Annotated in this window: 11 protein-coding genes and 5 tRNA genes; 1 reads left to right on the forward strand and 15 read right to left on the reverse strand. The window is 46.1% G+C overall.

The annotated features are described in order from the left end of the window. Nucleotides 1-116: 116 nt before the first annotated feature. The 6 genes from glmS to sigW all read right to left on the reverse strand — a co-directional run bounded on the left by glmS (nucleotide 117) and on the right by sigW (nucleotide 7204). Nucleotides 117-1919, reverse strand: coding sequence for a glutamine--fructose-6-phosphate transaminase (isomerizing) (glmS, locus tag CHH48_RS17235; protein ID WP_095220474.1), 1803 nt, complete (start codon nucleotides 1917-1919; stop codon nucleotides 117-119). Nucleotides 1920-2324: 405 nt separating this feature from the next. Further along, a complete protein-coding gene (glmM, locus tag CHH48_RS17240; RefSeq protein ID WP_095220473.1) occupies nucleotides 2325-3674 on the reverse strand; it encodes a phosphoglucosamine mutase in 1350 nt (449 codons plus the stop codon). A 28-nt stretch (nucleotides 3675-3702) separates the two neighbouring features. After that, the gene (locus CHH48_RS17245; RefSeq protein WP_095220472.1) at nucleotides 3703-4992 is read right to left on the reverse strand and encodes a CdaR family protein; all 1290 of its coding nucleotides are present in this window, start codon (nucleotides 4990-4992) and stop codon (nucleotides 3703-3705) included. Further along, nucleotides 4985-5809 carry a diadenylate cyclase CdaA gene (gene cdaA, locus CHH48_RS17250; protein WP_038565321.1) on the reverse strand — a complete coding sequence of 275 codons (825 nt, stop codon included), beginning with the start codon at nucleotides 5807-5809 and terminating at the stop codon, nucleotides 4985-4987. Before cdaA ends, CHH48_RS17245 begins: the two co-directional genes overlap by 8 nt. A gap of 200 nt (nucleotides 5810-6009) precedes the next feature. Next, on the reverse strand, nucleotides 6010-6627 hold the full coding sequence (locus tag CHH48_RS17255) for an anti-sigma factor family protein (RefSeq protein WP_095220471.1): 618 nt from the start codon (nucleotides 6625-6627) through the stop codon (nucleotides 6010-6012). Nucleotides 6628-6640: 13 nt separating this feature from the next. Further along, on the reverse strand, nucleotides 6641-7204 hold the full coding sequence (gene sigW, locus CHH48_RS17260) for an RNA polymerase sigma factor SigW (protein WP_095220470.1): 564 nt from the start codon (nucleotides 7202-7204) through the stop codon (nucleotides 6641-6643). Nucleotides 7205-7412: 208 nt separating this feature from the next. Here sigW and CHH48_RS17265 point away from each other — a divergent pair, with 208 nt between their 5' ends. Beyond that, nucleotides 7413-7574, forward strand: a complete 162-nt coding sequence (locus tag CHH48_RS17265; protein WP_095220469.1) for an aspartyl-phosphate phosphatase Spo0E family protein — start codon at nucleotides 7413-7415, stop codon at nucleotides 7572-7574. Nucleotides 7575-7652: 78 nt separating this feature from the next. On the opposite strand, the gene CHH48_RS17270 is transcribed toward CHH48_RS17265, so the two are convergent. The 9 genes from CHH48_RS17270 to CHH48_RS17310 all read right to left on the reverse strand — a co-directional run bounded on the left by CHH48_RS17270 (nucleotide 7653) and on the right by CHH48_RS17310 (nucleotide 11351). Next, complete coding sequence (locus CHH48_RS17270) at nucleotides 7653-8144, reverse strand: hypothetical protein (RefSeq protein ID WP_095220468.1); 492 nt, start codon at nucleotides 8142-8144, stop codon at nucleotides 7653-7655. A 58-nt stretch (nucleotides 8145-8202) separates the two neighbouring features. Beyond that, nucleotides 8203-9423: an MFS transporter gene (locus CHH48_RS17275; protein WP_095220467.1), complete on the reverse strand. Its 1221-nt coding sequence runs from the start codon at nucleotides 9421-9423 to the stop codon at nucleotides 8203-8205. A gap of 120 nt (nucleotides 9424-9543) precedes the next feature. After that, complete coding sequence (locus CHH48_RS17280; RefSeq protein ID WP_095220466.1) at nucleotides 9544-10308, reverse strand: cytochrome c oxidase assembly protein; 765 nt, start codon at nucleotides 10306-10308, stop codon at nucleotides 9544-9546. Then, nucleotides 10298-10753 (reverse strand): DUF2243 domain-containing protein, encoded by a 456-nt coding sequence (locus CHH48_RS17285; protein ID WP_095220465.1) that lies wholly within the window; start codon nucleotides 10751-10753, stop codon nucleotides 10298-10300. Before CHH48_RS17285 ends, CHH48_RS17280 begins: the two co-directional genes overlap by 11 nt. Nucleotides 10754-10890: 137 nt before the next feature. Further along, nucleotides 10891-10963 (reverse strand) — tRNA-Ala (locus tag CHH48_RS17290). A 3-nt stretch (nucleotides 10964-10966) separates the two neighbouring features. Further along, nucleotides 10967-11041, reverse strand: a tRNA-Gly gene (locus tag CHH48_RS17295). Between the two features lie 21 nt (nucleotides 11042-11062). After that, nucleotides 11063-11142, reverse strand: a tRNA-Leu gene (locus CHH48_RS17300). Nucleotides 11143-11177: 35 nt separating this feature from the next. Beyond that, nucleotides 11178-11250, reverse strand: a tRNA-Lys gene (locus CHH48_RS17305). A gap of 27 nt (nucleotides 11251-11277) precedes the next feature. Then, nucleotides 11278-11351 (reverse strand) — tRNA-Gln (locus CHH48_RS17310). Nucleotides 11352-11359: the final 8 nt, after the last annotated feature.

The raw sequence follows: 11359 nt of genomic DNA on the forward strand, positions 1-11359 counted from the left end.
TCCTCGAAAAAAAGCACCATACTCATAAATAATAAGTATGGTGCTTCTCTGTGTGTATTGTATATACGCTAAGACTAAATCGATAGCGAGTTTGTTATTCCGTTAACCGGTAAGACTTACTCCACCGTAACACTCTTAGCCAAGTTCCTCGGCTTATCGACATCTGCACCACGCTGAACTGCTGCATAATAAGCAAGCAATTGAAGCGGTACGACACTTGCAAGTGGTGTTAATAGCTCATGCACTGCTGGGATGACGAAGGCGTCTTCGTCATGCTCTAGGCCTTTCATGCTGATGAGCAATGTGTTGGCACCGCGTGCGTTTACTTCCTGTACGTTACCACGGATGGAGTGGTTCAGGGAGCTTTGTGTAGCTAGTGCGATGACTGGTGTGCCTTCTTCGATCAAAGCGATTGTGCCATGTTTCAGTTCTCCTCCAGCGAAGCCTTCTGCTTGGATGTAGGAGATTTCTTTTAGTTTCAGTGATCCTTCGACGCAGACGAAGTAATCGACACCGCGGCCGATGAAGAATGCGTTGCGGGATTCACTTAGATAGCTTTGTGCTAGTGTTTCGAATGTTTCTTTTTGGTCAGTCAGTACTTCCATTGCGTTCGCAACGATAGCAAGCTCCTGAAGCGGGTTGAAATCAAGTGTGATTTCTTTGCCTTTTGCTGCATCTACAGCAAGCAATAGCATAACTGCCATCTGTGCTGTATATGCTTTAGTAGAGGCAACCGCGATTTCTGGGCCAGCGTAAAGCGGCAATGTGAAGTCTGCTTCACGAGAAAGGGTGGATCCTGGCACGTTCGTGATAGTAAGTGCTGGGTGTCCAAGTTCCTTGATTTTCACCAATACGGCTCTGCTGTCTGCAGTTTCACCTGATTGGGAAAGGAATATGAATAATGGCTTCTCAGATAGAAGCGGCATATTATATGCGAATTCACTCGCGATATGCACTTCAACCGGAATCTTAGCCAGGTTTTCGATGAATTGTTTACCGACTAGTCCAGCGTTGTAGCTTGTTCCCGCTGCTACGATGTAAATACGGTCTGCATTTACCATCGCGTTACGAATAGCAGGTTCCATTTTAATTTGTTCCGCATCATCCTGGTAGTGCTGGATGATTTTACGGATAACGAATGGCTGCTCATCTGTTTCTTTCAGCATGAAGTGATCGTATGTGCCTTTTTCCGTATCGGATGCATCGATTTCCGTTTTGAAGCTATCGCGTTCTACTGTCGTGCCGTCAAGCAGCTGGATTTCCACGCTGTCACGGCGAACGATAACGATTTCTTTGTCACGGATCTCTTTGTACGTATCTGTTTCGCGAAGTGTTGCCATCGCGTCACTTGCTACGACGTTGAAGCCTTCGCCGATACCTACAAGCAATGGGCTTTTGTTTTTTGCCACAAAGATTGTTTCTTTATCGTCTTTATCGATCATTGCAAGGGCATAAGAACCAGTAAGCAAGCTAACCGCTTTACGGAATGCTGCTGCTGTATCCTGCGTCTCTTCATACATTTTCTCTACAAGCTGTACAACGATTTCTGTATCGGTATCACTTTTTAATGTTACGTCAGAAAGATACGCTTTACGGATGTCGACATAGTTCTCAATTACACCGTTATGCACAATCGTAAATTTGCCAGAAGCGCTTTGGTGCGGGTGCGCGTTGTCTTCGTTCGGTGCACCGTGTGTCGCCCAGCGAGTATGGCCAATTCCCATTGTGGATGAAACGTTGTGATCTACTTTTTCACGCAATGCAGCAATGCGGCCTTTTACTTTGAAAAGGTTCACACCTTGCTCGTTTTCAATTGCGATACCAGCTGAATCGTATCCGCGATACTCCAGCTTCTCTAATCCGTTAAGCAATACTTCCTTTGTATCATTCTGTCCAATATATCCTACAATTCCACACATGTCGTTGTTGTCCTCCTCAAGACTTGGAAGGGGCAAACGAACGGCCTGCGCTAAGCATGGGGCAGTTGTTTGCCCCTTTCTCGTTTTATCTATTTTTCACATCTTGTTTTGTCCTTATCCAGAGAGTCGCCTCTCTGCTTTCGGTTCTAAAACATGACGACTGAGATGTGTGCAATCGGGAGGCATCCGCCGAATGGTTCGATAAACCTCCACCTCGTCAACTTACCCCACCGGTCGGGATAAGTCCTGGCGCTTTTATGTTGTTGTAACCTCTATCCTCACTTTCCTGCATGAATGACTAACCTCTTCATTCTACATGAAGGAAATCCAGTTGGTCAATTCTTTCTTGCATGTAAATAAAGTATGCGCAGGGAGCATGTTCTGTTCCCTACGCATACGTTGGTTTTATTTTGTTCCTAGTACCTCTTCGATGACAGCTACTACTTTGTCTGCATGTTTCTTGCAGTCTTCCTTCGTCGGTGCTTCCACCATTACCCGTACAAGTGACTCAGTACCAGATGGTCGTACAAGGACGCGCCCTTGATCTCCAAGCTCCTGCTCGACTTCTGCGATGGAGTCCAGGATCTGCTGGTTCACAAGTGCTTCCTGCTTATCTGTTACCGGCACATTTATTAGGATCTGCGGGAAGATCTCGACTTCACTCGCAAGCTCGGATAGCTTCTTGCCGGTTTCTTTCATAACATTGATCAACTGCAGTGCTGCAAGCATGCCATCACCAGTTGTCATATAATCCAAGAAGATGATGTGACCAGATTGCTCTCCACCAAGATTAAAGTCACCTCGGCGCATTTCTTCCATCACGTATCTGTCACCAACAGCTGTCTTGTTGCTCTTGATATTATGCTTATCCAATGCACGGTAGAAGCCGATATTGCTCATGACTGTGGATACGACCGTGTTATGACGCAAACGTCCGTGATCGTTCAGGAATTTAGCACAAATGTACATGATCTTGTCACCATCCACAATTTGTCCTTTTTCATCAATAGCGATTAATCTATCGCCATCACCATCAAAGGCAAGTCCGACATCTGCTTCTTTTTCCAGAAGGAAATCACGCAATGTTTCTGGATGCGTGGAGCCGACGTTTTTATTGATGTTCAAACCATCAGGCGATGTACCGATTGAGGAGATATCCGCTTCCAGATCCGCAAACAAGTGTGTTGCAATGGAAGAAGTCGCTCCATGGGCACAGTCGATCGCAATGTGAAGTCCTTCGAAGTCATTGTCGATTGTCTGCTTCAAATATTGAATATATTTCTGACCGCCTTCGAAATAGTCATTAATTTGACCTAGATCAGCTCCGGATGGTCGAGGCAGTTCGTCTGTCTCTGCATCAATCAGCTGCTCAATTTCGTTCTCCTGCTCATCAGAAAGCTTGAAACCGTCTGGACCGAAGAACTTGATTCCATTATCCTGCACAGGGTTGTGAGACGCAGAAATCATAACGCCTGCAGCTGCTCCCATATTCTTTGTAAGATAAGCAACACCTGGTGTACTAACGACACCAACACGCATCACCTCAGCTCCGATGGACAGAAGTCCTGCAACAAGCGCTCCTTCAAGCATTTCACCGGAAATACGTGTATCTCTGCCGATCATCACTTTCGGTCTATCTTCACTTGTCTTTGTCAGCACATAGCCGCCATATCTGCCTAACTTGAAGGCAAGCTCCGGGGTGAGCTCCTCATTCGCAATCCCCCTGACGCCGTCCGTTCCAAAATATTTTCCCATTGTTACCTCTCCTTCACATGGCTCACAGTCACTGTGTCTGTGTATCTGTATTCGTATCTTCCTCTTCTTCACTCGTTGCATTATCTGCGGTCTGAACAGTTATTGTGGCTTCCTCTTGGCTCGGGGTAAGCTCGATATTCTGAGGTCCTGATACGTCAATCTGAACCGTCTGCTCCCCTTCTTCCAAGTTGCTTCCATCAATCGTTGCCGTAATGTCGTCTGCCGATAGGCCTTCGATTTCACTCTGCGCTCCACTTACTGTTACATCGATCTGCTCATTCTGCGGATCTGTAATGGTCGCTTCCTGATCATCAGGCAAATCTTCGATTGTAACTGGAACGTTTTCGATTGTCGTCTCGCTCGTTTCATCCAGCTCAATATCGACTGATATCTGCTCATCACTTGCTGAGCGTACATTATCCGGCAGCTGCAAGTTCGCGTCTATCGTCTGGTTCTCTGTCACCTTGGACAAATCAATTTCTTCGGTACTGACCGAATCGATACCATCCAATGTATCCTGCGATGCATAGATAGTCACTTCTTGAATTTCTGGTGTAAGCGAAGCAACAGATACATCATCCGGCGCTTGCCCCTTTGTCTTCACTTCTACCGGGACTGTCTTGCTCGGATTGCTTACTTGTACCGAAACCTCGACTGTCTCCGGCTGTACATTCACACTCAGCTCATTGCCCTGGGCGTCATATACTTTCACTGGTGCTTCCCTGCTATCGATATCAGCATCAACATCTGTCAGATCCACATACGCACGCACACTGGAAATTTGATCGATGACCTCCTGTGTACTTACGATTGAAACCGTCTGAGGTTCCACTGTGGAGCTGTCTACTTGGAATCCAGCTGCCATTTGATCTTCATTGGTATAGCCTACGTCAACATTAAATTGCTGTGAAGCTTTTTCTTGGATTGTCACCTCAACAGATGCCGGCTGCATATATACTTGCAGGTTGTCCGAGACATTTTCGTAATGCAGCTTCACTGTGTGCGTTCCGGTATCAAGATCTGTCAGATCCACATAAGCTTCATAGTTCTTTTGCTGTATCGCTGCTGTTACATCACTTGCCGGTCCGACAAGCTGCATGGAAACATACTCTGGCACACCACTGACGACATATTTGGAGTCATCGATCCGGATGCCAACAGGTGCATCGACTGTGTTTGTTTCGTCCGAGCTGGTGATTGGAACCTCGCCGGCACGGTTATCTACGTCCGATTCCGCACTCACATAGGCATAGAGAAGGACAGCAAACACAAGCGATACAACACGCAATGTCCATGGACTCTTCAGCCATTTATCCATTCTTACCCCTCCATCTTCTTGCCTTGGAACCGGAAGCTGGTACGCCTACTTCTCTATCGAGGATCTCTTTCAAGGCATCCGGCGTGATGTCACGGAACAATTCTCCGTTCTTCGTACAGGAAATCGATCCTGTCTCCTCCGAAACGATGATTGTCAGTGCATCCGTCACCTCACTGATTCCCATAGCTGCCCGGTGACGCGTCCCAAGTTCCTTAGAAATGAATGGACTCTCAGATAGCGGCAAATAGCAAGCTGCTGCCGCAATCTGGTTTTCTTTCAGAATGACAGCTCCGTCATGCAATGGCGTATTTGGGACAAAAATATTCGTGAGCAGTTCGAATGTCAGGTGACCATTCACCGGAATTCCTGTCTCAATATAATCTCCCATACCTGTTTCGCGCTCGATTGTGATCAGCGCACCAATCCGCCGCTTCGCCATGTAATTACAGGACTTTACAATCGCTTCAATGTTCTTATTGGTCTGTTCTTCCTCCGATCGCACGTTTCGGGAGAAGAAGCTGCCTCGTCCAAGCTGCTCCAACGCACGCCTGATCTCTGGCTGGAACAAAACGACGATGGCTACGAATCCCCATGTAATCGCTTGCGAACTCAGGAAGGCGAGCATCGGGAAGTCGAGTATCTGCTCACTGCTCAAGAAAGCGATAATAACAACGATGAAGATCCCCTTCAACAGCTGAATCGCTTTCGTTCCCCTTATGAGCATTAAGACTTTGTAGAAAATAAACCATACTGCCGCAATGTCCACGATAATCCGCAGTATGGATAATATAGAAAGTTCACTTAATCCCCCAAACATGGATACACGTCCTTTTATATGAATAGCTCGAATTTCTTCGTACATTATAGCACAGTTACCCTATAGCAGTCGCTTACTAACAAGGAGAGTAATTTAACCTTACTGTCCCCTGTTATCTTAACGTAATACAGGCTTGTACCGCCAATGATTTAAGGGTAAAAAAAAGAGCCCTTCAACAAGCAGCTCAACATACTCTTACATTAGAATGTAACCAATTCTTTTAGATGGTACCAAGCCCAGCCGAAAATCCGGTTAATTTCCTGATATTCGCCTGATATATTATCAACAGAAGCCATATTCACTTTAGTTCCAGGATCCTCGATGAGGTCGCCATTGATGATCGTGACATCACCATCCACTTGACCTCTAATATCCAAATCGCCATTTTCGACGACCAGGTCTCCTTTGACTGTGACACCTTCCGGTACGATTACGAGATCGTTCTCTACTATTAAACCCTCTTGCTTCGATACACTTACACTGCTATCACTATTCCAAGCAGATAATACGCTTGTGAACATGAATAGGAAGAATACCGCAGCAGCCGTGATGACAGGGTGCGCACGGAACCATCTCATATACCCGGCGCGCTTCTTTTCTTTCGGCAAATTCGCCATGACACTGGCGGTGAAGCCGGCCGGTGCACTCAACTCATAGGCAGCACCGCTAAGCAGGCTTTCTGTCTGTTTGAGCTCTCGGTAATGCTGGTTACAATCTGGGCATATTTTCAGGTGCTCTCGAAGCTGCTGTGCTTCTTCCTCTGAAGCATCTCCATCCAGATACAGATGCATAAGCGCAAGGCTTTCTTCGCAATTCATGTGTTACCCCCCTTTATACGTGGCGCAGTTTTTTCCGTAGTAGCTCTCTGCCACGGTGGATTCGCGTCTTCACTGTCCCGAGCGGCAGGTCCAGGATTTCGCCAATCTCCGCTAATGATAAATCATCCAGGAACCGCAGTACGATAACACTGCGATACTTTGGCGGGAGGGACAATATTTCCTTATGGATATAACTCTGCAGCTCCATGCTCTCGACTTCTTCCTCAGGCAGTGCCTGGTCAGCCGCCAACTGAGAATACATATCCAATCCTTCTGTCCCCTTCACCTCGGCATCCAGATGAAAATCAGGCTTCTTCTTCCGCAGACGATCGATGCTTAAGTTCGTTGCGATCCGGTAAAGCCATGTGGAGAATTTTCGATTCTCGTCAAAAGAATGGATGTTGGTGTAAGCACGGATAAACGCCTCTTGGGCAATATCCTGCGCTTCGTGGCTATCTCCGACCATTCGGTATACGATATGGTACACCTTGTTCTGATAAAAGGAAACGATTTCCTCAAAGGCCGCATGATCACCCTTCTTGACGTTTTTTATATGATATTTTATGATGTTCTCCATGGAATCCTCCCGCCTAACTGCGGCTTCTTAGTAACGAATGACGTTCCGAAAAGGTTTCACTTTCACAAAAATATCTTTTCTCAAACCTTATAGTTTGCCAGCAACAGTTTTTTCTTACTTTTTATATTTTTTAGAGATATGACGTTTTAAATAAAAAAAGAAAGGGTACTCTTAACGACAAATAGTATATCAGATTATGGAGGTTAAAATGGTTACTTTAGACAATCTTTTGGAAAAAATCGAACAGACGCGCAACCACATGCTAAGCCTGTCCCGCCGTATGCCGCTTACATCCGATGCAGTCGTCACTGCAAGTGTGCAACTTGATGATCTATTGAACGAATACGAAAAACAAAGAAAAAATATGTAGCGCAATTAACAGCCTGTAAGGGAAGCTGTTAATTTTTTTTGCATAAAAAAAGTACGTACACGTGGTACGCACTTTCATTCAGTGACGATCTTCCGCCCAGGCACCTTGTTTCAGGAAGTATGCCTTCACATCGTTGTGAAAACCGACACTCGCTTCTAGAGAAAAAGCATTTCCGCCAGCTCGCTTGTAGCAATCAGCAAACCAGGCAATCATCACCTGTTCATCCGCTTTTTCTACAGCATCCTCCTGCAGTTCACGAAAAGCTTCGAATGCATCGGTAGCTGTATCAGACAGCTGGAAATACGGGATCTCCTCTGCTACTTCTTCACTTCCTCCAGCGTATTTATCGCCCATTTCATCATAATAACGTTCATTGCCGTCTGCATCGAGTGCATAATACATGATTGTCAGTTCAAAGGCCATCGGCTCCTTGAACATGCGAAAAGCAATTTTCTCTACTTCCGGGAGGAACGGCAGCTGGAAAATCTGCTTCAATTCACTTATGACATCCTCCGAATGCTTCTCCAAGGAGACACTGACTGCCTCGGTATAATCTTGTATGGAAAACAAAATGTTAACCTCCTTCTTACTCTTGCTCTACTTTACCACACAGGACCGAAATCTCGCATCAAGCAAGCGTCTTACCCTTCGTTTCTTCCCCAAGCAGCCACACTGCTACTGCAGCAATAAGAACTGTTACACAGAATAGAAGGAAAACCGTACTGACAGATATCCCGAGCGTGCCGCGATAACCAATCAGCAATGGTCCCAGGATACCGCCGATCCTTCCTGCGGTTGCTGCGATCCCAGAGCCAGTTGCACGGATAGCAGTAGGATACTGTTCCGGAGTATAAGCATATAAAATACCGTAAGCCCCTAGATTGAAAAATGACAGCAGCATGCCGGCCGTCAGCAGCATACTTGCTGACTCTGCATTACCGAAAAGAACTGCACTGATGGCTGTACCGATAAGATAAATGATCAGAATCGGCTTCCTGCCCACCTTCTCAATCAGCCAAGCTGCAGAGAAGTATCCTGGCAGCTGCGCGAGTGTCATAATCAATACATACTCGAAACTGCGGACCATATCGAATCCCTTCTCAACCATCACGCTCGGAAGCCACAGAAACATGCCATAATAGCTGAGCATAATACAGAACCAAACGATCCAAAGCATCGCACTGCGTTTAGCAAATCCTTTCGCAAGCAATTGACGAATACCAGCCATGACAGAAGTTTTTTGCTTCAGCTTTGTATAAGACGGTGAATCCGGCAGATTCTTACGAAGAAAGACTGCGAATAACGCAGGTATTGCTGTCAGCAAGAGAGCTACTCGCCAGCCGTAATCCGGAATGACGAAATAAGAAATAATCGCTGCTAGCAGCCAGCCGACTGCCCAGAAGCTCTCCAACAGCACGACCATGCGCCCCCGTCTTTCTGGCGCCACAGACTCCGATACTAATGTTGACGCAACCGGCAGCTCACCGCCCAGCCCTGCACCGATAAAGAAGCGCAGCACAACAAAAATAAGGTAAGATGCAGCTAAAGCCGACAATCCGCTTGCAATAGAGAAAATCAAAATTGTGATCATAAAAACTGTCCGCCGGCCTACACGGTCTGCCATAATTCCAAATACAAATGCCCCCACAGCCATCCCAATGCTATTGATACTGCCTATCCAGCCTGCCTGCTGGGATGATAATCCCCAGTCCAATGTTAACGCCGTAATAATAAATGATAAAATACCAACATCCATTGCATCAAACAACCAACCTGTTCCGACAATACCGAGCAGCTTCCGCTCAGATATCGTTTTACCTGTTTTTTTATCTGCTACTGTTTTTTCCATTCCAGCACCTCTGCGAAAATGTATTATTTGACACATTAAGTTTACAGGTGTCTTGACACTTTGTAAATCTGTTACAGTGTTATTTTTACCAAAATATTAGCAACCATGAAAAAAGCTGCCTTATTCGGCAGCTTTTGCAGTTGATAATGAAGTTTTAGGTGCAGCAGCTTGATACCATTGCCAGCACAATATAACAATTATAGTAAGATCAATCAAGTCACCGCCATAATACATTAACATCGCCCCCTGCTGTGCATCTGCAGCTGCTATGCCCATAGGTGGGTTCGCGTATAAGTACTTCGATAGTATGCCGTGTCCTGCAAGAGCAAACACAAAAACAATCACCCGGTAAAGATAGCTTTTCCTATACGGGACGGGATCTGTATACAGCATAGCCAACGTGAACAAATAACCCGCTGCAAATATATGCAGATGAACCAGCATAGAAACGAAGGATGACTGATGCATGTTATGAAATAGATGCGTTGTATAAAGAAGCCATAGCCCTCCGATATTTAATACGGCTGCAGTGATCGGATGAATTAGGAAACGCGCATACCCGCTGCGAAAAATCCGAGAGACAGCTCTCCCTCCCGATTGCGGAAGTGCACGCAGGAGCAAGGTGACTGGCTGCGATAAAACGAGCAGCAAGGGCGCGAGCATCCCGAGCAGCAGATGCCCGATCATATGATAAACAAAGCTATGATGCGCATGCATAGCAATTGGACCCGCCACAGCTTGAAGACCGATGACAATACCGCTTACAAATAGCAGCAACTTGCGCAGCGGCCAGGCTTTGAAGCGCTTGGCAGAAGTTCTCATTGCCAGCAGATAAAATAGTATACAGAAGAAGGCAAAATAAAGAGCAAGCTTATCAACGTGCATACTCTTTCCTCCTTGAAAGACGGATACACCAGATTCCCGCCGCAATCAACAGCACAGCGATACCATTCCATATCAGATCATAATAGAAGATATCCACTCCGTAACGAATCTGATGTATGCGGAACAATTTATGCTGTATCAGGCCATCGTACAGCTGGAAAACGCCGCTTCCGAGCATAACAGCACCGCCCCATCTAAGCGGAATTAGATCTCTGCGTCTGCGAAGATCAGCAAAAAGGAACAGACCTCCAACCGTTGCAAACCAACTCAGCGCATGGAAGAAACCATCGGATACAAGCCCCCAAGTTGAAGAAGATAAATCGTAAAAATGATGCCAATGCAAAAGCTGATGAAAGACAGCTTCATCAATAAAAGCAACCAAACCGACACCGAACAAAAATCCAGACAAGATATTCATGCGGTTATATGTATGCCTATCCTTCATTCGTATCCTCCTACCAAAGACCTTTTATCTAAACTGTTTCCCGATAGGCTTCAGAATAAACAAAAAAGGCATAGGAGATTTACTCCTATGCTTAAAAAATTAAAAAAAGCCGTCCAAATGGACGACTTTCATATGAGTGGAGCCTAGCGGGATCGAACCGCTGACCTCCTGCGTGCAAGGCAGGCGCTCTCCCAGCTGAGCTAAGGCCCCATATGGAGCGGAAGACGGGATTTGAACCCGCGACCCCCACCTTGGCAAGGTGGTGTTCTACCACTGAACTACTTCCGCTCAGCAGTAAAGTAATGATGATGCGGGTGGAGGGACTTGAACCCCCACGCCGAAGCACTAGATCCTAAGTCTAGCGTGTCTGCCAATTCCACCACACCCGCGTAATAGAAACAGTTACTGGAACTGATCTATAAAGTGAGCCATGAAGGACTCGAACCTTCGACCCTCTGATTAAAAGTCAGATGCTCTACCAACTGAGCTAATGGCTCAAAAACATTCTATTGAAAAGAAGTAAATGGCTGGGCTAGCTGGATTCGAACCAACGATCACGGGACCAAAACCCGTTGCCTTACCGCTTGGCTATAGCCCAATAAATGG

This window comes from Terribacillus saccharophilus, assembly GCF_002272075.1.
Lineage (GTDB): Bacteria > Bacillota > Bacilli > Bacillales > Amphibacillaceae > Terribacillus > Terribacillus saccharophilus_A.